We start from the raw sequence: 21,053 nt of genomic DNA on the forward strand, positions 1-21,053 counted from the left end.
TGAATTATTCTATCTTTGCCGACATGAAAACTAAGGCATTTCTATTTTTAATGATTTCAAATTTTGCTTTGGCCCAAAGTTTTGAAGTTTTTTATCCAAACACGGAGAATATGTACTTTGTGGATATTTCAAAGAACGATCAGGATTATAAAATGAAATTTCAGTTCAATAATTATGAAAATAAATTTTATGTTATGAACCGCTTGCTTTTTGATAACAAAACAGCAAAATCCCTATTGTATATAAAATTTCTGAATATTTACGCCGTCAGTAACAGAAGGCAGGTGAATTTTTATGGTTTTGGTGAACTCTTCCCTAAAAAAGGTTTCTATAAAACAGGTAATACGAAAAATTTCCTGGGAGAAAAAGCTGAAGAATATAATTTTGACAGCGATATTTCTCCGATTAAATTGTGGTTTGCAGACGGAACCCAGGCCGAAAATGAAATGTACGGTTATCTGAAGGATCTGAATGTACTGCAAAATATCCCTAAAAATAAAAAACTGGTCGGAGTAAGTCTTCATGATATCGTTTTTGATAACAGCACTGCCGGGAAAAAGGAAAAAAGTTTTATGAAAAGCAGTCTGGAAAACTTTATCTGGAGCGGTGGAAATTCGGAATACAGCAAGTGTATGAAAAACTTTGAAGAAAACCGGAAACTGGATCTGGCATTGGTATCAATACCTAAAGAAAAAAAATTCACGTATGAAATTTCAGAAAAATATACAGGTAGGGAGTTTACCAGAGAATATTCCGGATTTTCAGATGATACCAGAACCACTTTCATCAGATCTTTCACGGATAAAAAGACGAATGAAAATAAAGCCTATTATTATGATCAGCCCAATAATTCCGTTTTAACCGGAAGTTTGAAAGAGGGTACTTTTTACTATACCGGAGCCTACAGGTTCAATGATGAATGTAAAGGGAGTGACTATAAAAAAATAGAAGAGAATGAAGATCACATTCTGATTCTGAGATATCCAACCACGGGAAAATATGAACTTGTGGTCTGCGAAATCCAGAAAAAAAACGCTCCAAAATTTTTTTATGATGACCTGAAAGCAACAGGATTTTTAAAATCGATTAAAAGCTTAAACAGTCACCTGGACGAATACAGTTCCACTGCTGATGTTAAGAAATCCAATACTCAAATAATCTTCGAAAAAAAATGATGAAACATTTTATCACTCTCTTTTTTTTATCTGTATTCTCTTTCATGAATGCACAGACCCTCGTTCCGTATCGTGATAAAAATCTGTGGGGATACAGCGACGAATCCGGAAACGTAAAGATCAGTCCGAAATATGACAGTGTTACTTTTTTTGAAACGAAATTCACCGAGGAAAATGTCCATCGTTTTGCCAAGGTTAATGATAAGGGAAAATACGGACTGATCGATGAAAAAGGCAAAATGGTTTTGGATGCAAAATATAAAATGATTGATATCGACCGTGGTGAATACGGTATGTCTGTCATCGTACAAAATGAAAACGGAAAATTTGGGGTATATAATTTTAACACATTGCTGATCCCGAAGAATTTGATAAAATCGAATTGATAAGAAATGACTCTTTTCTAGTTAAAAAGAACCGGAAAATCGGCATGATTGATCATACCGGACAAACCGTTATCCCGGTAGAATATCAGCAGATTAACTATATTGAAGGGAATGCCAAAGAGGTGAAATGGCTGGTTTCTAATGATAAAGAAACAAAATATATCACTACGCCTGCAGCAAAGTTCTCCAACAGATCCACGCGTTCTATTTATCAGGAAGGGTTTTCTCCTCCCGGGGCCACAAAGACTGCTGATGCAGCAGCTGTTGAAAAACTAAAGGCTAAATACAATCTTTCAAAATGCGATCCCTATTATAAAGAAAAGTGTATTTACAGGCAGAACAATAAATACGGATTTTATGATTTTGAACTGAATAAAAAAACAAAGCCCGAATATGAAAGCCTGAAAATTATAAAATCATCCGGTGACAAAACATACCTGTTGGCAACAAAAAATGAAAAAAATCTTCTGATAGATGAGCTTGGAAACTCATTAATCCCGGTTGATTTTCAGGAAATAGAAGACCGGTACGATAGGCTAACCTTTACTAAATATAACAGAAAAGGGTTTTATTTTATTGATACCCAAAAGTATGTAGAACCCAAATACCAACTGCATAGCTGGAATAAAACGCTTTATACTTCAGGTCCTGTCAGAAATCTTGAACTCATCCCTGTTTATACTGATCATCCGAAAGACTGGTTTTATATCGGCAGCAATGGATTGATTTTCAAAGCAAGATAAGTTTTAAATTCTTATCTGCGAATACAATGAAGACATTTTTTATTAAAAATGTCTTTTTTTTATCATCATCATATTCTGCGCAAAAAGATTGCGTAATCGTATTATTACTTTGCATCATCAACATAAAACAATACTGAAATTTTGTGAAATAAATTTTAGTCAAAATATCAGGCAGGTCTTGTTGAGTGTTTCTGTACAGCACCATTGCAGGAGAATTTGTTGAAAGACATTATTGATTCTGTTCAGCTTGACCTGAAGGCTTTGGGAGTTTGCCAAAAAACTTCTGCCATGCGCTATGGGTCGGAGGTTCGAATCCTTCTGTTTCCTTCGGGGAATATAACTCAGTCCGGTTAGAGTAATAGCTTTTTTGGATGCGTGGGTTCGACTCCCACCCTCACTTCGAATGAGGCAGCTCAGTTGGTCAGAGCACTACACTTTCACTGTAGATTGGAAATAGAGTTCATCTATTTTCATTAGAGTTGAACATCTCGTTAAAAATGTTCACTATGGAAAATCTGAATTTTTTTCAGTTGTTGGATCAACATTCTGAAAAGCCTGTAAGAAAAGATTTTTTCCGGAAATAAGATTTGTATGATGAATACGTAATATTAGACAGAATGGTCTAAGAAGGACAATTTCCGCGTGAGCGATGGTAGCGGATACCCCGCAGGGAAGAGCCGGAAGGCGATGAACGAGGAGTAGAAGCGAACGTAGCGACCCGGGCTGTTGCTTTCAGCGATGGCTAGGGACACGCCCGGGATCTGACTCATTAGATCATAAGTTTTAATATCTGTTCTGAAACAAATGGAGTTTTCTGAAAAACTATGATTCCGCCATTTTTGGAAGAGAAAATTTCAGTTTTTCCTTTTTTAAGTTAAAATTAATAACACTTTAAAATAAAATATGATGTTTAAAAATATACAGATTAAAGCCTATCAGGTAGGTCTGGTTTTCAGAAACGGTAATCTGACTGAAATTTTAAAAGAAGGAAACCAATGGATTTTCGGAAATAAAACCGTAGAGATCTATGACCTGAAAAATAAGTTTATGACCAGTGAAGATCTGAATCTTTTGCTGAGGAATGAAAATCTGAACGCAATGCTTGAAGTAATAGAAGTAAAAGACGGTGAAATTGTCCTGGTTTATGAAAATGGAATTTTCAGGGAAGTATTAAGTGTAGGCCAGCACGCTTTCTGGAGAGGTATTATAAACAGAGCATTTCAGAAAGTGGATTTAACGAAAGTTGACATCACAGAAAAAATTTCGAAGACCATCCTGGAGAACATGAAACTTAAAAATTTCACAAGAAAGTTTGTTGTGACAAATCAATATCAAGGATTGCTGTTAATAGACGGAAAACTGGACAGCATTCTGAATGCGGGAACATACTATTTCTGGAATAATGAGATTTCCGTTGAGGTAAAATCCGTTGATATGCGGATGCAGCAGATGGAGATTGCGGGTCAGGAATTGCTGACAAAAGATAAAGCGATGTTGCGTATCAATTTCTATGTGCGTTTTCAGGTGGAAAATATTGAAAAGGCATTAATGGAAAACAAAGAATATGATAAACAGTTATATATTCTGATGCAGCTGGCTTTGCGTGAATTGGTCGGGGCAGTGACACTGGATGAATTGTTGGTGAAAAAAGATGCTGTAGGAAAAGAAATTCTGGAAAATCTCGGAAATAAAGCTGAAGAATTGGGACTGAAAGTTTCCGATGCAGGAATCCGCGATGTGATCTTAACCGGGGAAATGAAAGAAATCATGAATCAGGTTCTGATTGCGGAGAAAAAAGCCCAGGCCAACAGTATCATGCGCCGGGAGGAAACCGCTTCCACAAGAAGTCTGCTGAATACGGCAAAACTTATGGAAGAAAATGAAGTGCTCTGGAAGCTGAAAGAAATGGAATATATGGAGAAAATTGCCGATAAAATCGGAGATATCACGGTTTCCGGAAACAGCAACATTGTTTCCCAGCTGAAAGAAATTTTTGCAAAATAGGAAAACTAGTAACTGTCATTATAGAGACGGGCTTTGTGAAAACAAAGCCTGTCTTGTTTTGTTCAATCAAATCAAGAGAATAATAACAACCTGAGTTCGGGATAAGGAAATGAAATAAAATTTGTATGAAAAAGTAATAATTCGTATATTCAAAGTTTTGATGTTCAAATGTTTAAACGAATTATTGCGTATGGTTTTGAAAGGCCAAATTACAAATATTTTTGTACAAAATGATGATTTTTGTAAAGAGTTTGATGCTCACATTAAAAAAATGAAATTTATAATATTTTTTCTTGGAATTTCTACATTTTGTTTCTCCCAAAAATTTAGTTTTATTTACGAAACAAAATACAAACTGAATTCAGAAAAACCAGATGATGTTAATTCCGATATTATGATTTTGGATTTAAAAAATAATATTTCAATTTTTAGAGAATCACAAGACAAAAAAACAGATTCAATAAAGTTGAATAATGGAAACGGAAGGTTTAAAATGGGTGTTGAAAACCAATTCTATGTCAAAAAGAATCTAACTCAAAAAAGAATTGAAAAAGTAATAACTTATTTGGGAACAGATTATTTTCTTCCGATTGAGGAAATATTAAATTGGAAAATATCTTCCGAACAAAAAATAATCGGAAAATATAAATCTCAAAAAGCAGAAACAAATTATGGAGGAAGAAACTGGATTGCTTGGTTTACTACAGAATTGCCTTTTGGAGACGGTCCATATATTTTCAATGGTTTACCTGGGTTGATTGTTTCTATTCAAGATTCAAACAATGAATATTCATTTAATTTGATAGAAGTCAAAAAAGGCGGGAATATATTTGACGCCCGCACAAAAGCAATAAAAATTGATTGGAAAAAATATGAAACACTTGCAAAATCATATTTTAATGATCCATATGATGTAAATGCAAAAGTGGGAATGGGAAAAACAGTTACATTTACCGACCCGAATGGTAATACAATGGATATTTCAATAAAGAGTAAAGAAATGCAAAATGATATTTTACAAGAAAATAATCCAATTGAATTAAATCACAAAATAAACTACAAATAAAAACTTGTGCTAATATAGAACTATCGTAAAAGCAAGAAAATTATCCGGTGAAATTATTCACCGGATGCTGTTTCTAATTCCTTTTCAAAAGTTTTTCTCCATTTGGCAATGGTGGTTCTGCTGATCTTATATTTTTTCGACATAAAACTGGTGGAAAGTTCATGCTTTTTTTGATACTGTAACAGCCTAAGCATGGTTTTTTTGTCGTAAGTTTTCAGTTTCTGGTTATTCTGCTGGCTCTCTTTAGATTGCTTAAAGATTTTTTCGTTAAAATTCAATACATCTTCTGTTGTATTGAGTTTCTTCAAAAGCTCCTTTATTTTGGGGTCTTTTAACTTTTCAGGATCATCCTGCTTCAGCATATCATAATAAATTTTACTATAGTTGGGACGCATTGCTTTTTATTTATCCGTTATTACTACTTTTTCTGCAACCAGCGGTGAAGCGTACTTTTTGGAATAGAATATTCTTTAATGATCTCATTATGAGTCATTTCTCCGGATATAATTTTTCCAATAATGAAGTTCTTAATTTCCTGGGTATAAATGTTTTTCCTGAAATAAGGAATCGTACTCGTCTTTGTTTTTGCAGATTTGTTGATCGCTGAAGGGGGAGAATATAAGATCAGGTGTGTACTGTAAAGTCTGAAAAAATCATATTCTAAAAGTTTGGAGCACCTTAAAAGCAGATCGGTATCAATAGATTTACTGTTATAGATATTCTCGACGAAATCTTCGTCCTTATTCAAAAAATTACAGATTCTGTCAACGGTAATTTCCATATCATTTACCCTCTCCTTGATAAACTGACCTATATGTATGTCTTTATATAACATTTTATTAAATAAAATATTTCTTTTGTGTTAAACAATGTCGCATGATTGTAAGTTTTATTAGTAAATTTTTCGATGAGTGAAGACGTCAACCAAATGTTTTCATTTATTTACGACAATACTCATTGTGGAATCTTTATAAATTCTGTTGAATTAATCTACTTATAAGTCGTGTTAAAGAATTTCCTGCGCATTCAATCATCTGTTTGCTTTTAGCGTTTATTCCTGTTATCATCTGACTTCATGTAGTAAAGATATCCTCTAAGTACAAAAATATTACTACCAAAGCACTTTCATGCTATTCTTTTAGCTGTGTATTAATTCTGCCATAATTATGTCGAATGCTAAGGAAATATCCTGATTGTCAGAAATCCTTAAGAAATCAACTTGCTGGCAGTCAAAATTAAAAAAAATATAAGTCAATGCAAAGAATTAGCTTTATATTTTTTATTTAATATTATTATTAATGAAAAATTTATAAATTAAATGGACAATTATGTGAAATATAATATTCTTATAGATAATGTTTTATAGCCTGTTTTAATGTTAAAATTGTCCATGAATATGCATATTATTATAAAATATTGTACGTTACTTCTCAACTTCCTACCTTTGCGATCTCATGAAAAATACTATTGCTTTATTCGATTTTTCGAAAAAAATAAACTACAAAAACGAGCTTCTGGCAGGTTTTACTGTAGCAATGACCATGATTCCCGAATCACTTTCATTTGCTATCCTGGCGGGGCTTTCCCCTCTTACCGGATTATATGCCGCTTTCATGATGGGGCTGGTCACCGCAGTTTTGGGCGGCCGTCCCGGAATGGTTTCCGGTGGTGCAGGTGCTACCATTGTAGTTTTAATCGCATTAATAAAGACCCATGGTATAGAATATCTTTTTGCAACAGTGGTTCTGGCCGGTATTTTTCAGCTGCTGGTCGGATTTTTCAGACTTGGAAAGTTTGTCCGGCTTATTCCCCAACCGGTAATGTACGGTTTTTTAAACGGTCTGGCAGTTATTATTTTCATGGCTCAGGTTGAGCAGTTTAAAATTATTAATACCGACGGAACAGCCGGATGGCTTCAGGGTACTTCTTTATATGTTATGCTGGGATTAACGGCGCTTACCATTGCGATCGTTTACTTTTTTCCAAAGCTCACCAAAGTAGTTCCGGCTTCACTAATGGCCATTATTATTGTTTTTGCCATCGTTTTTGGATTTAATATCCATACAAAAACAGTGGCGGACATTGCTCATATCAGTGGTCATCTTCCCCGTTTTCATTTTCCGGAAGTCCCGTTTTCTCCGGAAACTTTTCAGATTATTTTTCCGTATGCTTTAATTATGGCAGGAGTCGGTTTGATCGAATCTCTTCTGACCCTTTCAATGGTTGATGAAATTACCAATTCTAAAGGAAACGCCAATAAAGAATCTGTAGCTCAGGGGCTTGCTAATATCACCAATGGTTTCTTTGGCGGAATGGGAGGCTGTGCAATGGTGGCTCAGACTCTTGTAAATCTTAATGCTGGCTCAAGGGCGAGGCTGTCGGGAATTATTGCTTCTTTTACCATTCTGATTATTATTCTGATAGGCGCTCCGCTCATTGAGAAAATCCCGATGGCTGCTTTGGTAGGTGTCATGATGATGGTAGCCATCAGTACCTTTCAGTGGGTGTCAATCAGAATTATCAATAAAATGCCGAAATCAGATATATTTGTGGGCATTACGGTGGCCTTAATCACAATAATACTGCATAATCTGGCGTTGGCAGTTTTAGTGGGTGTTATTATTTCAGCATTGGTTTTTGCATGGGATAATGCCAGAAGAATTCGGGCAAGAAAGTATATTGACGAAAACGGAACCAAATATTATGAGATTTCCGGACCTTTATTCTTCGGTTCTGTAACAGCTTTTACCGATAAATTTGATCCCGCCGGTGATCCTGAGCAGGTTGTTATTGATTTTAAAGACAGCAGAATTGTTGATATGAGCGCGATTGATGCTTTGGATAAACTCTCAAAAAAATATGCTCTGTTAGATAAACAATTGCATTTAAAACACCTGAGCGAAGACTGCAGGAAAATGCTGAAGAATGCCGAAGCCGTCATTGAGGTAAACATTCAGGACGACCCTACTTACAAAGTGATGCCTGAAAAGTAGAAAAGGTGTAAAGCCGGGAATTGGAGAGGACGAATAGTTAAAGATACTGCCAATACATTTTACCATTCTGAGATCTGAATCTTCAGATCGTATTTCAACGTTCTGAAAAAAATAAATTAATTACGGGAAATCATAAAAATATCTTAAAACATCACCCTACATTTATCCATTAATAAGAAAAATTCTATCTTTGGGAGAACTGGAAAATTTTAAACACGGATTGATGACAATTAAAAATAACCATTTAAATCTTTTTCAAAGCTAAATAAAAACTTTTAACTTACATTATTTTGAAAACAGATATAGACATCCGCAGTCACTCCCATTTTTCTTTTGATCTGTGGCTTACCCTGATAAAATCTCATCCTGAATTTAAAGCAAAAAGAGTTGAGCTGTTCTCCTCGTTTTTTGAAGTCGAAAAACCGATGGAAGAGGTGGCAAAAGTCGTAAAATATTATGACGATCTCTGCAATACGATCAATGAAGTAATTGGCGGTAATGTGGATACTTATGAAATCTATCTGTTGATTCTGAATTCTTTAGGGATAGATCTGAAACAGTTGGACCCCGGTAAGCTCAATGAGTTTTATCAGAAGAGCGAGGATCTGTTCCTGGAATATAAACCTGTGGTGATATTCGACGGTTTGCATCAGTTTTTTGATGAAATCAAAAATCAGGGAAAAACCATTAATATTTTAAGCAATACCGGATTTATCAAGGGAAAAACCATGCGTAAATTCCTGGCCAGTGAAAATTTGGACCCGTTTATCGATTTCCATATTTATTCTGATGAAATCAACTGTTCGAAACCAAATCCGCAGATTTTTCAGGAAGTAAAAAAGTTAATTAAAAATCAGGATTTGGAAATGCATCAGATTCTGCATATCGGAGATAACCCGATAGCAGATTATAAAGGCGCAAAAGATTTTGGTTTCAACGCACACTTACTTACCCACAAAATATAATTATGAACAAGAGGTATAGCTTACACCACATTCATTCGGCAGATGAATTTACTTTTTCACCTGCAGAATACAGCTATTTCAAATATGGCGATACGTCATATGCCGAAAAATTTGCAAAAGAACTATTCGAAGGATTTGTTTCCAGTCACGAAGAAATTTTAAATACCGATAAAGAAATTGTCGTATTGCCGAGTCCTTATATGGCCATTCCGACCGCTTCCAATTTTTTATGTTTTTATTTTAAAAAATATCTGGATTTTTATCTGTTTCAACGAGGAAAAAAATCCAGCATATTATCAAAGATCAACAGAAACCATACGTATACTACAGATTATGGGAATTTAAGCTTTGAAGACCGTAAAAATCTGATTGCCAATGATACTTATTATCTGGATAAAGATTTTTTAAAAGGAAAACTTTGTATTTTTATAGATGATATTAAAATAACAGGAAGTCATGAGTATACGGTGAATAAAATTCTTGACGAATACCATGTAGAAGCAGATTTCCTATTTATGTATTATGCCGAGCTGGTCAATTTTGAACTGGATCCTAAAATTGAAAATTATTTTAATTATTATGCAGTAAAAAATGTTGAACATATTGCTGAAGTAATGCTGAAGCCCGGTTTCCGGTTTAATACCAGGATTGTAAAATATATTTTAAGCTTAGATTCAGGTAATTTTGAGTATCTTACGTCTAAAATAACAAAGGAGCACATGGATAGCCTTTTGGAATTGGCAATCAGTAACAATTATCACTTGATAGAAGAATACGGAAATAACATTAACACTTTAACGAAAACAGAATTATATTATGGCTATTAACTTACAAAAAGGACAGAGAGAAAATATAAATGCACCTAAATTTACTGTAGGTTTAGGTTGGGATACCAATAATACGTCTACAGGAACAGGATTCGACTTAGATGCATCTTTATTTTTATTGGGTGAGAACAAAAAGTTAGTTTCTGATAATCATTTTATTTTCTATAATAACCTCGAATCTCCGGACAGAGCAGTGATCCATTCAGGAGATAATCTTACGGGCGACGGTGCCGGTGATGATGAGCAGATCAGGATTGATCTTACCAAAATAGATGATGCCGTAAAAGAAATTACGGTAGTGGTGACAATTCACGATGCAGATGCGAGAAGACAAAACTTCGGGCAGGTAAGAAATTCGTTTATCAGAATTTTCAATACCGATACAAATGAGGAAATCCTGAAATATGAGCTGGATGAAGATTTTTCAATTGAGACCGCTGTAGAATTCGGAAGAATTTATAACAGAAACGGAGAATGGAAATTTGAAGCAGTAGGAGCAGGACAGAGAGAAGGTCTTGAAAAATTTGTATCAATCTATCAATAATTTACCATGGATAATCAGGAAAATCAACCCATAGATCCGCTGGGATCAATTGAGCCGCTTAAAACATTCGAACCGACACCTGTGCCTGCACCGGCGATGAACCAGCCTGCCCAGAATGCAGCCCCTGCCGTTCTTGTCGATCGGGAAGGAAATGTAAACCTCGCTCAGCTGCAGCCAGAGGAACGCCAGAAATATGAAGTCCTGGCAGATTCCATTGATGAATCCAATCCGGGTTCCATTGTGAATTTCGGGGCCGACCTTCAGAGGACACTGTCTAACCAGAGTGACAGTTTCCTTGGAAATGTCAGAAGATCAAATTCCGGGGAAGTAGGTGAATTGATTAATAATTTATTGGTCGAACTTAATTATGTAGACGTAGAGGAATTAAATCAGAATAAATTTAAAAGCTTTTTAAGCAAGCTGCCCTTTATGAAAAGCATTGTAACGCAGATTGAGAATCTGTTTGCAAAATATGATAAGATCGTTAATAATATCGATCAGATCGCTTATAAGGTAAATGCAGGGATTATTACTTCTACCAAGGATAATGCGGTTTTACAAACGATTTTTGAAAGCAATGTTAATGCAGTCAAGCAAATCGAAGGTCTTGTCATTGCCGGGCAAATGAGAATGGAAAAAGCAGGAGTGGAACTGGCCGGGATGGAAGCCGCACCCCAGAATTACCAGGATTACCAGATTGCAGATAAAAGAGATTTCATCGCGAGATTAGACCGCAGGCTGGCTGATCTCAAAGTCGTACGGGTCATCATGATGCAGTCGCTTCCCCAGATCAGACTGGTGCAGAACAATAATGTTTCGATCGCTGAAAAAGCGCAGACGATTCTGACCACAACCCTGCCATTATGGAAAAACCAGCTGTCTCTTGCCGTAGCCATGTACAGACAGCAGCAGAATATTGAAATTCAGCAGAAAGTATCAGCCACCACAGAAGAAATTCTGAGAAAAAATGCTGAGCGTTTAGGGCAGAATTCAGTTAATGTTGCCAGGGCCAATGAACAGACCATTGTTTCTATTGATACATTAAGGGAGACCACTTCGAAATTAATCAGTACCTTAAACGAGGTGAAGCAGATTCAGAAACAGGGTGCAGAAGGCAGAAGAAAACTGGATCAGGATTTGATGACTTTAGAACACGAATTAAAAGCAAACGTAAGAGGATAAATAACAAAGTGTAAAGGTGGATGATGAAGCGGTAAACATACTGTCTCAAAGCAAAAGAAGATTAACCAAGCTTAAACTTCTTGCCAATTTTTTTGAAAATGTTGACATCATATCGATCTACATTAAGACCGATATCATTCATCACCTTTTTCAGGATAATACCGGATTGGATTACAGTAAACTTGAGCTTTTTCATCTTCAGTATACCGACAGCCTGATCGAATTGCTAACCAAAATCAAACGTCAGAAAGAAACCGATCTGCTCGCTGTTATTAATGAGATTGACGTTAATAATAAGTACATCTCAGGATTCGAAGAAAAAAAGACAGATGGCTTTGAAACCGACAGGAAAATGTACAGCAGTGTGTTTTCCAATCAGTTAAAAAATATTTATAAAGATCTTACGGAAGATAAATTTCGGGTAAACTGGGATAATGTTCTGTATTTTTATAAAAAATATGCTGCCGAGTTTTACAGGTCTGATGTTGATGAAGAACTGTTAAAATCAGGATCGTTTCCGGCGTATCAGTACCAGGATTACCAGATCGAAAGGAAATTACTGGGAAGACTGAATATTCAGAACTTTAAAGTTCGTTTTGTCTGTGGATATGCGATTGCGGGAAATGAATATGAGCTTTTTAAGATCTTCCAGTCGGATGATCAGTTCATTTTTGACATCGAAGGCAAAAAAATGTATTTAATAGATCCTAAAAAACTGGAAAAACTGAATACGATGCCTAACGAATCCAATCAGGGAACGATTGTTCATCAACTACGGAGAAAAAATGAACATCTGGAAGAAACCATCAACGAAAGAAAGCGGGTATTACCCGAACAGGTTATCGGGGTATTGGCAGATTATCTTAAAAATCTCGAAAATGTAGATATTATGAGCAAAATATTTGATATCAATGAGGAAACAAATATTTTACGGGCAATGCTTAATTTAAACTTAAATAACAATTAAAAATGAAAAGGGCAGTGCGCTCGGATTTTCATTTAAATAACAAACTAAACATAAAAAGATGGCTATTAACTTACAAAAAGGTCAAAGAATTAACCTTACGAAGGAAAATGGAACCACTCTTACGCAGGCATGTGTAGGAATAAACTGGGGAGCAATCGAGAAAAAAGGTTTCTTCGGCGGGGTAACCAAGGAAGCGGTTGATTTGGATGGAAGCTGTATTCTGTATGACTCCAACAAAAACTCGACTGAGGTCATTTATTTCGGTAACCTGAAATCAAAAAACGGATCTGTAAGACACAGTGGAGATGATTTAACAGGGGATGTCAACGGCAACGATGGTCTCGATAATGAGGTTATTACGGTAGATTTCAGCAGTCTGGATTCCAATGTTGAATATGTTGCGATGGTTTTGAACAGCTACAGAGGTCAGGATTTCGGGTCGATCCCTTTTGCGTCAATCCGTATTTTCGAAGGCTCTCCAACCCAGGTAAAAGACGTTTTTGCCAAATATGATATTGCCAATGATGCGTCTTTCAAAGGACACGTTTCTATGGTGATGGGTGTTTTCTATAAGAGAAATAACGAGTGGAAATTCAATGCCATAGGAGATCCTACAGCAGATAAAAAATTGCAGGAGACTATTGAAACGGTTAAGCAGAAATATTTGTAAAATCTAATACTGAGCAGCAATAGGTTAATCGAAAATTGCGATTTTTTTTCGTAAAAATTTATTTGCTGTTGAAAATTATATTTTTAAAGTGAAAAAACTGGCAATAATTGTACATCGTACAGCTATTGCTTTTGTAGTATAATAACATAGTATAAAAGTGGACAAACATCAAGGTATTTTAGATCTTCATCCAGGACTGGTGTGGGGATTTGCGGTAACAGTCGTTATCATGCTCCTGCTTGACTTAGGAGTTTTCAATAAAAAAAGTCATGAGGTTTCTTCCAAAGAAGCCACAATCTGGTCAATCGTCTGGATCTCGCTGTCTATGATCTTTTCGGGCGTGGTGTATTGGGTTTTCAATACCGACGGATCTCCGATGAGCCACGACATAGCAGTAGAAAAATTCACACAGTACCAGGCCGCGTATTGGGTTGAAAAAGCATTGTCGGTGGATAACTTATTCGTATTCATCCTTGTTTTCGGATTCTTCAAAGTTCCTAAATATCTGCACCACAAAGTTCTCTTCTGGGGAATTATCGGAGCATTGATTTTCAGGGCCATCTTCATTTTTGCGGGAGTAGGGTTGATTAATCTGACCTATTTACCTGAAATGACTATTTTTGGAAAAGCTGTTCAGATTAATATTGTGATGGTGCTTTTCGGTCTTTTCCTTGTGTACGCGGGAATAAAATCCTGGGGTGACGGTGATGATGATGACGATGAAGATTACAGCAATACGGCAGGTGCAAAACTGATCAAAAGGTTCTGGAAGGTTTCCGATAACTATGTCGGAGATAAATTCTTTACCGTTCAGAACGGAATTAAAATGGCAACTCCGCTTTTAGTAGTTGTAGCCGTTATCGAATTCACCGATGTACTTTTTGCAGTAGATTCCATTCCTGCAATTTTTGCGATTTCGGATGACCCGTTCATTCTTTATACCTCAAATATTTTCGCTATTTTAGGACTTAGATCTTTATATTTCCTATTGGCCAATTTTATTCATATGTTCAGCAAACTTCCTTATGGACTGGCCATTATCCTGTCCTTTATCGGGGTGAAAATGCTGATCGCACCATGGATTCATATTTCTTCACCGGTTTCGTTGGGAATCGTAGGAGGAGTGCTGGCCATTTCCGTTATTTTATCCGTTATTTTCCCTGACAAAAAGGAAGAAATACAGAATAAAGAAGAAATTGAAAAATAAACTCAGTGATATCCATTCAAATGGATGCAATATTAGATTCTATAACATTGATTGAATATTGAATCATATAAATAATTAAGGCTTTGCAGATCACGGTAAAGCCTTTTTTATTTGTTTTTGATGAAATGTCAGCAGTTGATGTGCGCGTACGTGGTAGAAATTAAAATTCAAATCCGGAATAGCGGTATAAATATCCGGATTTTATCATTTGTACTTCAACAGCTTATTAATCTTCAGTCTGGTCTGCATGGAAACTTTATATGCTTCTTTTCTCAGGGTCTGTATTTTACCCACAGGCTGAAAAAATGGCTTACTTTCAAAAGGATTAAAAGACAGCAGCTCGTTTTCACATGATCGCGGATCTAAGAGGTTGTTTTGATCTATTTTTACTTCTCCAATTTTGATGAAAGGTGATTTTTTCCATTCTACATTCAACCGGTTCACCGGTTGATTTTCCAGATCGTAGCAGATCTGGATCAGAACTTCCGCAGTAAAATCGGAATTTCTCAGGTAGTTTTCCAGAGCTTCTTTTACCTCCAGCTTCTTACCGTAGTTTCTGTCAACGGATTTCGGTCTCAGTTTTATCTTGATCATATTTTCACCAAGTCGGTAAGCACCTACAGAATGGTAGTCAAATGACAGCAGAAAATCATTTCTTTTAGACCATAATTTAAAAAGATTCTTCAGAAATGAACCTGTGAATGTTGAGGGGATGACCTTCAGTATCTGGCTCACCAAAGAAAATGAACTCCATTTTTTTATGAAAAACCGATTGACTGAAGTAAATAACTTCAGAAAAGTACTCACGGAATTGATGGGAAACAAAGGGAAATTAACCAGTGGATAGTTGGCGATTAGGTCACCATTTTCCTCTTTAATCTGGACAGAAAAACCGTACGCAGGAATATCTTTTTTATGATGGTTTATCTTCAGATGGGCATTTGAAAAACGAATGGTTAAAGCGTATTTTTCCCTGTCAAAAAATTTCTGAAACTGCCCGGGAATATTTTTACTGATCAGAAAATCACCTTTTGCGACGCCATACGTTTTGGCATGGGCGTTTCTGGTAGCATAGTTTACATCACTTACCGAAGGAGAATGCTCGACAAAATCAGCAATGCTGTTTTTTGCAATGTCGAGTAGTTCTTTTTCCTCATCAGAAAGCTGATCAAATTTCTTATTATATTTTACTGGATCTGGCATTTAGTTTTTAAATTCAATTATAGCGCCAAGTTTTGAGAAGGACGTTAACGGAGTATTAATGTTATTTGAATTTTTAAATTCTTTATATATTAACGAGATAAGTATGATTAATATCCTGATAATAAACACACTCTTATTCCATCAGGTTTTTACCTGTCCATCAAAGCATTTCCCTTTATCAAATCTTCTTTTTAACTTTTTTCTTTATGTAGAATGGTATCCGTAATAGGTGTAACCAAAGCCACACCGGGCATCTATCTAAATATCGGATCACCTATCAAAAACTTCAGGTTTTCACCATAGGACTACCTCAAAATCTTATCTTTGTAAAAATTATCAAGTATGGGAGTAGCAGATATGTTATTTAAACGTAAAAAAGAACAAGCAGAGAAAAACCTGAAAGACGGTCAGGAATATATGGCAGAATACGGCAAAAGAGAAAGCGTAGTAGAATTGCCGAGCGGGTTGCAGTACGAAATTATTACAGAAGGAGAGGGCGCAAAGCCGGGTCCGAAGTCCACCGTAAAATGTCATTATCACGGTACAATAATTTCCGGTAAGGTTTTCGACAGTTCTGTAAAAAGAGGAACGCCAGCATCTTTCCCTTTGAATAAAGTAATTAAGGGATGGACTGAAGCGCTTCAGCTAATGCCCGTAGGAAGCAAATGGAGACTGATTATACCCCCGCATCTGGCATACGGAGACCAGCAGATCAGTAAAGAGATCGGACCTAACAGTACCCTTGTTTTTGAAGTGGAATTGTTGGATATTAAATAAATTCAGATTAAAAAAAGCTTAAAAATTTACCTGGTTTCCGGGTAAATTTTTTTATTTATGTATCTTCGTATAAAGAAGCTCCGGTGCACAATGCGGCAATTAATAGCACACATCAATGAAAAAAATATTTTATCTTATTGCTGTTTTCAGTTTATTGATGTCCTGCGTTTCAAAGCGGAACCAGGTAATCAGGCAGAATATTCTTACCTTAAGAGACAGCTACTGTAAAGCACCTTTTCTGTATCATTACACTAATACTTTACCATCCTCCGATTCAGATTCTATTATAGCGGCCAATCAGGAACTGAAAGGATTGTTTTCTGATCAAAGCATCCTGATTCTGAACGCCCTTGGAAATCTTGACGAAGTACATAAAATCGTTGAACTTAAAAAAGATTCGACCATACAGTCCCAGGTGAAGGTTTTACAGCTGAAGAGCATCATCAACAGTAAAATTACCATCGCACTGACCGAACTGGACGCCGTAGCCGCGGAATTTGACTGCGAAGGGGAAAGGGTAGCCCAAATCGGAAACTATGTGGATAACCTGAATGCTTCCAGGAATAATAAACTTATTCTATATTCTATTGCAGCGGGCGCTGCTGCCTCTATTGCCGGAGGCATTGTGAAAGATAACGGGTGGAGTAATGCGATAGATATCAGCGGGGGGGTATTGGGAGCAGGATTTGGTCTCGCAACCCTTAATCCGAAAGGGAAAAAAGTAGAATTTATCCATTCCAGAAATCTTTTGCGGGATATATGGAAAGATAAACTGGAATCGCCCAATTTTCCACCATTTATCTGGTATATGTATACAGAAAAAAAGTTTTCAAATATGGAAAAGCATTCCATCATCAGCAGTATGAGAGAAAGGTGGCTCCATTATCAGTTTGATGATGACAAGGCCGCAGCGGACCAGTCTGTTATTTTCAGCGACGGAGGTTTTTACCGCGCGGATGATCTCCATAACCGTGCAGCCATGCTTAATCAGATGCAGTCTGCCACCAGGACCATTAATCAGAATATCAATTATTTACTCCTGGATCTGGATAAATTAATTCTTTAAGAAGAATTTAACTGTAATAATATTTGTTACAATTAAAATTTTATTTACCTTTGTCCGGTAATTCAATGAATAATACAAGATTTGCTACGGCAGTACATATCATGACCTTACTGGCTAAAAGTCCTCGGGAGTGGCTTACTTCTGAATGGCTGGCTGGCAGTATCAATATCAATCCCGCGGTTGTCCGGAAAGAGTTGAGCGTTCTGAGGGAAGCAGGATTAATAGTCAGCAGACAGGGAAAAGAAGGAGGAACCCGGCTTTCAGTAAATGCAGATGAAATTACGATTTCAGAAATTTATTCAGCTGTTAAAAATACAGACGTTCTGGGTAAAAAAAATCAAAACCCTAATCCGGTCTGTAGTGTAGGAAGGGATATTAACGATCATTTAACCGATCTGTTTGCTGAAACAGACAGACTGGTGCTTAATTTTTTAGGGAATAAGAGTCTGAAAGAATTTACAGATCAGTTTGAATAAATTTTTTTGACTTTAAATGTAACAAATTTTATTACAGTTAATTAAATAAATATTATGAAAAAAGTAGCAGTAATCGGCGCCACAGGATTTGTGGGAGCACAGGTTGTAAAAGAACTGGTTAACAGAGGTTATGAGGTAGAAGCAATTGTAAGAGATGCTTCAAAAGTTCAGGAAAGTGAGCAGGTAAGCGCAAAAAGCGTTGATGTGAATAATGTGGAAGAACTGTCGGATGCCGTTAAAGGAAATGATGCCGTCATCAGTGCATTTAATGCAGGCTGGACCAATCCTAATCTTTATGATGATTTCTTAAACGGATCCGTCAATATAGAAAAGGCAGTTGAAAATTCCGGGATAAAAAGATTCATTACCGTGGGTGGAGCAGGAAGCCTTTATATCGACGGGAAACAACTGGTAGACGGCCCGGATTTCCCTGCAGACATCAAACCGGGAGCTACGGCAGCAAGAGATTACTTAAATAAAATTAAAGAAAACAGTACATTGGATTGGACGTTCTTCAGCCCGGCTATTGAGATGCATCAGGGAACTGCAGGCGTGCGTACAGGGAAATACAGAACGGCGCTGGAAAACCCCGTTTTTGATGAAAATGGAAGAAGTGTGCTCTCGGTAGAAGATGTTGCGGTGGTTTTGGTAGACGAACTGGAACAGAACAATCACATCCGAGAACGATTTACAGCAGCATACTAATCTGTTATTTTACTGTTAATCAAATTAAAATAGAGGCGCTGAAGATGATCACCAGATTACTCAGGGAGCCGGTAAAATTAATAAAACGGCCGTTTCATGATAAAGTGAAACGGCCGTTTATTATTAACTGAAAATTTCTTACAAATTCATAAATAATTTCGGATTGACGGGCGTATTGTTTTTATGTACCTCATAATGTAAATGAGGACCTGTAGAACGGCCTGAGTTTCCGGACTTCGCAATGACCTGACCCACTTTTATTTTATCATTTACTTTGGCAATCAGTTGAGACAGGTGCCCGTAAAGGGTGGCCAGCCCATTCCCGTGAGAAACAATGACACAGTTTCCATAGCCTCCCTTCTGACCCGAGAAAATGACGGTTCCTGCAGCAGTAGCGATGACATCGGATCCAAACGGAACAGCAATGTCAAGTCCTTTATGAAACTGCATCTGATCAGCTTCGGCAGGTGGATTATTTTTTTCCGGCGGTTTCGTCGTTGCTGTATTTTTTACGGGTAAATTCGCGGCAGGGGCAGCAGCAGGCGCGGAACTTGCTTTTGGAGTTACCATCACTTTAACCTGCCTTTTATCTCCATAGCTGTCGGTAATTTCAATGATTTTTTCAACGGGTTCTGCCTTCACTTCTGGTTTCGGAGCGGCCGCCACGGCAGGTTTTGTTTCAGCGGCTGTGTTTCCCTTTACCGATGCATATACCGTCTTAAAAGGAATGGGATTTTTTCTGATTCCGAAATTAGATGAAATATAGCCGTCGGTAGGCATTCCCAAAGGGACCTGCATCAGTTTTTTCTGAAGATCCATCAGGTACTGGCTGTAGCGGTTGGCCTGCTTAGCCAGATAAATGGCGTTTGAAATACTGTCTTTGCTCAGAACCGTTACCTTTTCACTCGGGACATTTTTAGATTTCAGAAACGTATTCAGCTCGGTAACCGTCTGATCTACCAGGGTAAGGTCTGTTTTGATTTTTAAGTAATCGACACTGTCTTTCTCTGTGTTTATTTTTACAAGATTTACTTCATAGGTTTTATCATCTTTTTTTGAAAATAAGCTGGCTATAAAAATACCCTGTGCAAAAACGATAAGCAGAAGTGCTCCCAAAAGGAAATTCACATTCTTTTTGCGGCTCAGAAATTTCTTCATTTTTCTTTTCTTAGTATGAAACAAAGCGGTTTAAGTCTGCAAAATTAAATAAAAATAAATTTTCAGCATTATTTTTATTAACTTAATAAGTTTATGTGTTCGTTCTTACTTAATATTTCTTTGACTTGATTGGATGTTATTTAACATTCAATTGTGTAGTTATCCGGTAATAACGGATAATCCCCTTTTTTAGTGTGCCCGGAAAGATTTGAGTACAATTTTTTTTAACTTTCTATTTTAACTTTCAGCTTCGCAACTTATTCGGGGCAGAATAGCAGAATTAGCTGTAAATAAAAATTACAAAATAGAAGATGTTTTTGTCTTTTATTTTATATCTTTACCCAATAAAAATTAATTATCCTAATTTTGGAAATGCCATATGATGTCTGGTCAAGGATCAGACAGTAGAATACGGATCCAAAGTGGTGTGGAGATTTAATAACGCAAAAAGAATCTGATATGGGAGTTTTTTCTAAGACATGTGAGTATGCGATGCGGGCAGTATTTTATATTGCTCAGAAATCACATCAGGGCCATAAAACAGGGATCAGGGAAATTGCACAAAATATCAATTCTCCGGAATCTTTTCTGGCTAAAATTCTGCAGAAACTTAGCAGAGAAGGACTGATCAGTTCTGCAAAAGGCCCGAATGGAGGCTTCTATCTGGACGAGAAGGATCTGAGCCGTCCGCTGGCCGATATTGTTTCTGCGATAGAGGGAGACGATCTGTTTAAAGGTTGCGGAATGGGTCTGAGTTACTGTTCGGAATCTAACCCATGTCCTTTGCACGACGAATTCAAAAAAGTAAGAAGTCAAATTACGCTCATGCTGCATCAGACCACCATCGGAAAATTTAATAATGAATTAATCAATGGACAGTTAACTTTAAATAAGTGAAAAAAAAATTTAATCAAATAAAGGACATTTTTGTCCTTTATT

22 protein-coding genes are annotated in these 21,053 nt (G+C 36.6%); 18 read left to right on the forward strand and 4 right to left on the reverse strand.

Annotated features, from left to right (window positions below):
• Positions 1 to 23 precede the first annotated feature (23 nt).
• The 5 genes from ODZ84_RS18500 to ODZ84_RS18520 all read left to right on the forward strand — a co-directional run bounded on the left by ODZ84_RS18500 (position 24) and on the right by ODZ84_RS18520 (position 5,374).
• On the forward strand, positions 24 to 1,175 hold the full coding sequence (locus ODZ84_RS18500; protein ID WP_266173861.1) for a hypothetical protein: 1,152 nt from the start codon (positions 24 to 26) through the stop codon (positions 1,173 to 1,175).
• Complete coding sequence (locus ODZ84_RS18505; RefSeq protein ID WP_266173862.1) at positions 1,172 to 1,561, forward strand: WG repeat-containing protein; 390 nt, start codon at positions 1,172 to 1,174, stop codon at positions 1,559 to 1,561. Before ODZ84_RS18500 ends, ODZ84_RS18505 begins: the two co-directional genes overlap by 4 nt.
• 44 nt (positions 1,562 to 1,605) lie before the next feature.
• Entirely contained in the window at positions 1,606 to 2,304 is a 699-nt protein-coding gene (locus ODZ84_RS18510) for a WG repeat-containing protein (RefSeq protein ID WP_266173863.1), read from the forward strand.
• 903 nt (positions 2,305 to 3,207) lie between these two features.
• The gene (locus ODZ84_RS18515; protein ID WP_266173864.1) at positions 3,208 to 4,308 is read left to right on the forward strand and encodes a slipin family protein; all 1,101 of its coding nucleotides are present in this window, start codon (positions 3,208 to 3,210) and stop codon (positions 4,306 to 4,308) included.
• 121 nt (positions 4,309 to 4,429) lie between these two features.
• Positions 4,430 to 5,374, forward strand: coding sequence for a GLPGLI family protein (locus tag ODZ84_RS18520; protein WP_266173866.1), 945 nt, complete (start codon positions 4,430 to 4,432; stop codon positions 5,372 to 5,374).
• A gap of 53 nt (positions 5,375 to 5,427) precedes the next feature.
• Here the strand turns inward: ODZ84_RS18520 and ODZ84_RS18525 are convergent, their stop codons facing one another.
• Positions 5,428 to 5,769: a helix-turn-helix domain-containing protein gene (locus tag ODZ84_RS18525; protein ID WP_266173867.1), complete on the reverse strand. Its 342-nt coding sequence runs from the start codon at positions 5,767 to 5,769 to the stop codon at positions 5,428 to 5,430.
• A gap of 23 nt (positions 5,770 to 5,792) precedes the next feature.
• Positions 5,793 to 6,209, reverse strand: coding sequence for a transposase (locus ODZ84_RS18530; RefSeq protein ID WP_266173868.1), 417 nt, complete (start codon positions 6,207 to 6,209; stop codon positions 5,793 to 5,795).
• Positions 6,210 to 6,828: 619 nt separating this feature from the next.
• On the opposite strand from ODZ84_RS18530, the gene ODZ84_RS18535 reads away from it, so the two are divergent.
• The 8 genes from ODZ84_RS18535 (at position 6,829) to ODZ84_RS18570 (ending at position 14,729) form a co-directional block, all read left to right on the forward strand.
• Positions 6,829 to 8,367 carry a SulP family inorganic anion transporter gene (locus ODZ84_RS18535; protein WP_266173869.1) on the forward strand — a complete coding sequence of 513 codons (1,539 nt, stop codon included), beginning with the start codon at positions 6,829 to 6,831 and terminating at the stop codon, positions 8,365 to 8,367.
• A 290-nt stretch (positions 8,368 to 8,657) separates the two neighbouring features.
• Entirely contained in the window at positions 8,658 to 9,332 is a 675-nt protein-coding gene (locus tag ODZ84_RS18540; protein ID WP_266173870.1) for an HAD family hydrolase, read from the forward strand.
• 2 nt (positions 9,333 to 9,334) lie between these two features.
• Positions 9,335 to 10,159 carry a phosphoribosyltransferase family protein gene (locus ODZ84_RS18545; RefSeq protein ID WP_266173872.1) on the forward strand — a complete coding sequence of 275 codons (825 nt, stop codon included), beginning with the start codon at positions 9,335 to 9,337 and terminating at the stop codon, positions 10,157 to 10,159.
• Positions 10,149 to 10,703: a TerD family protein gene (locus tag ODZ84_RS18550; protein WP_266173873.1), complete on the forward strand. Its 555-nt coding sequence runs from the start codon at positions 10,149 to 10,151 to the stop codon at positions 10,701 to 10,703. Before ODZ84_RS18545 ends, ODZ84_RS18550 begins: the two co-directional genes overlap by 11 nt.
• 6 nt (positions 10,704 to 10,709) lie before the next feature.
• Positions 10,710 to 11,885, forward strand: a complete 1,176-nt coding sequence (locus ODZ84_RS18555) for a toxic anion resistance protein (RefSeq protein WP_266173874.1) — start codon at positions 10,710 to 10,712, stop codon at positions 11,883 to 11,885.
• Between the two features lie 16 nt (positions 11,886 to 11,901).
• Positions 11,902 to 12,852 (forward strand): hypothetical protein, encoded by a 951-nt coding sequence (locus tag ODZ84_RS18560; protein WP_266173875.1) that lies wholly within the window; start codon positions 11,902 to 11,904, stop codon positions 12,850 to 12,852.
• 58 nt (positions 12,853 to 12,910) lie between these two features.
• Complete coding sequence (locus tag ODZ84_RS18565; protein WP_266173876.1) at positions 12,911 to 13,522, forward strand: TerD family protein; 612 nt, start codon at positions 12,911 to 12,913, stop codon at positions 13,520 to 13,522.
• A gap of 157 nt (positions 13,523 to 13,679) precedes the next feature.
• Positions 13,680 to 14,729: a TerC/Alx family metal homeostasis membrane protein gene (locus tag ODZ84_RS18570; protein ID WP_266173877.1), complete on the forward strand. Its 1,050-nt coding sequence runs from the start codon at positions 13,680 to 13,682 to the stop codon at positions 14,727 to 14,729.
• Between the two features lie 204 nt (positions 14,730 to 14,933).
• Here ODZ84_RS18570 and ODZ84_RS18575 read toward each other — a convergent pair whose 3' ends face one another.
• Positions 14,934 to 15,932 carry a catalase family protein gene (locus tag ODZ84_RS18575; protein WP_266173878.1) on the reverse strand — a complete coding sequence of 333 codons (999 nt, stop codon included), beginning with the start codon at positions 15,930 to 15,932 and terminating at the stop codon, positions 14,934 to 14,936.
• A gap of 342 nt (positions 15,933 to 16,274) precedes the next feature.
• Between ODZ84_RS18575 and ODZ84_RS18580 the strand changes: the two genes are divergently transcribed.
• From ODZ84_RS18580 to ODZ84_RS18595, 4 genes are all read left to right on the forward strand, one after another.
• Positions 16,275 to 16,709, forward strand: coding sequence for an FKBP-type peptidyl-prolyl cis-trans isomerase (locus ODZ84_RS18580; protein ID WP_266173879.1), 435 nt, complete (start codon positions 16,275 to 16,277; stop codon positions 16,707 to 16,709).
• Positions 16,710 to 16,824: 115 nt separating this feature from the next.
• Positions 16,825 to 17,775 (forward strand): hypothetical protein, encoded by a 951-nt coding sequence (locus tag ODZ84_RS18585; RefSeq protein WP_266173880.1) that lies wholly within the window; start codon positions 16,825 to 16,827, stop codon positions 17,773 to 17,775.
• Positions 17,776 to 17,840: 65 nt separating this feature from the next.
• Complete coding sequence (locus tag ODZ84_RS18590) at positions 17,841 to 18,251, forward strand: Rrf2 family transcriptional regulator (protein ID WP_266173881.1); 411 nt, start codon at positions 17,841 to 17,843, stop codon at positions 18,249 to 18,251.
• A 54-nt stretch (positions 18,252 to 18,305) separates the two neighbouring features.
• Positions 18,306 to 18,956: an NAD(P)-dependent oxidoreductase gene (locus tag ODZ84_RS18595; protein ID WP_266173882.1), complete on the forward strand. Its 651-nt coding sequence runs from the start codon at positions 18,306 to 18,308 to the stop codon at positions 18,954 to 18,956.
• Between the two features lie 138 nt (positions 18,957 to 19,094).
• Here the strand turns inward: ODZ84_RS18595 and ODZ84_RS18600 are convergent, their stop codons facing one another.
• Positions 19,095 to 20,114: a M23 family metallopeptidase gene (locus ODZ84_RS18600; RefSeq protein WP_266173883.1), complete on the reverse strand. Its 1,020-nt coding sequence runs from the start codon at positions 20,112 to 20,114 to the stop codon at positions 19,095 to 19,097.
• A 459-nt stretch (positions 20,115 to 20,573) separates the two neighbouring features.
• Here ODZ84_RS18600 and ODZ84_RS18605 point away from each other — a divergent pair, with 459 nt between their 5' ends.
• Positions 20,574 to 21,011: an RrF2 family transcriptional regulator gene (locus tag ODZ84_RS18605; RefSeq protein WP_266173884.1), complete on the forward strand. Its 438-nt coding sequence runs from the start codon at positions 20,574 to 20,576 to the stop codon at positions 21,009 to 21,011.
• The last annotated feature ends 42 nt before the right edge of the window (positions 21,012 to 21,053 follow it).

This window comes from Chryseobacterium fluminis (genome assembly GCF_026314945.1).
In the GTDB taxonomy this organism is placed as follows: Bacteria; Bacteroidota; Bacteroidia; order Flavobacteriales; family Weeksellaceae; genus Chryseobacterium; species Chryseobacterium fluminis.

Bases quoted from the DNA above. Each gene is read 5' to 3' on its own strand.
- ODZ84_RS18500 (WP_266173861.1), top strand. From the start codon at position 24: ATGAAAACTAAGGCATTTCTATTTTTAATGATTTCAAATTTTGCTTTG.
- ODZ84_RS18505 (WP_266173862.1), top strand. From the start codon at position 1,172: ATGATGAAACATTTTATCACTCTCTTTTTTTTATCTGTATTCTCTTTC.
- ODZ84_RS18510 (WP_266173863.1), top strand. From the start codon at position 1,606: ATGATTGATCATACCGGACAAACCGTTATCCCGGTAGAATATCAGCAG.
- ODZ84_RS18515 (WP_266173864.1), top strand. From the start codon at position 3,208: ATGATGTTTAAAAATATACAGATTAAAGCCTATCAGGTAGGTCTGGTT.
- ODZ84_RS18525 (WP_266173867.1), bottom strand. From the start codon at position 5,769: ATGCGTCCCAACTATAGTAAAATTTATTATGATATGCTGAAGCAGGAT.
- ODZ84_RS18530 (WP_266173868.1), bottom strand. From the start codon at position 6,209: ATGTTATATAAAGACATACATATAGGTCAGTTTATCAAGGAGAGGGTA.
- ODZ84_RS18535 (WP_266173869.1), top strand. From the start codon at position 6,829: ATGAAAAATACTATTGCTTTATTCGATTTTTCGAAAAAAATAAACTAC.
- ODZ84_RS18545 (WP_266173872.1), top strand. From the start codon at position 9,335: ATGAACAAGAGGTATAGCTTACACCACATTCATTCGGCAGATGAATTT.
- ODZ84_RS18550 (WP_266173873.1), top strand. From the start codon at position 10,149: ATGGCTATTAACTTACAAAAAGGACAGAGAGAAAATATAAATGCACCT.
- ODZ84_RS18555 (WP_266173874.1), top strand. From the start codon at position 10,710: ATGGATAATCAGGAAAATCAACCCATAGATCCGCTGGGATCAATTGAG.
- ODZ84_RS18565 (WP_266173876.1), top strand. From the start codon at position 12,911: ATGGCTATTAACTTACAAAAAGGTCAAAGAATTAACCTTACGAAGGAA.
- ODZ84_RS18575 (WP_266173878.1), bottom strand. From the start codon at position 15,932: ATGCCAGATCCAGTAAAATATAATAAGAAATTTGATCAGCTTTCTGAT.
- ODZ84_RS18580 (WP_266173879.1), top strand. From the start codon at position 16,275: ATGGGAGTAGCAGATATGTTATTTAAACGTAAAAAAGAACAAGCAGAG.
- ODZ84_RS18585 (WP_266173880.1), top strand. From the start codon at position 16,825: ATGAAAAAAATATTTTATCTTATTGCTGTTTTCAGTTTATTGATGTCC.
- ODZ84_RS18590 (WP_266173881.1), top strand. From the start codon at position 17,841: ATGAATAATACAAGATTTGCTACGGCAGTACATATCATGACCTTACTG.
- ODZ84_RS18595 (WP_266173882.1), top strand. From the start codon at position 18,306: ATGAAAAAAGTAGCAGTAATCGGCGCCACAGGATTTGTGGGAGCACAG.
- ODZ84_RS18600 (WP_266173883.1), bottom strand. From the start codon at position 20,114: ATGAAGAAATTTCTGAGCCGCAAAAAGAATGTGAATTTCCTTTTGGGA.
- ODZ84_RS18605 (WP_266173884.1), top strand. From the start codon at position 20,574: ATGGGAGTTTTTTCTAAGACATGTGAGTATGCGATGCGGGCAGTATTT.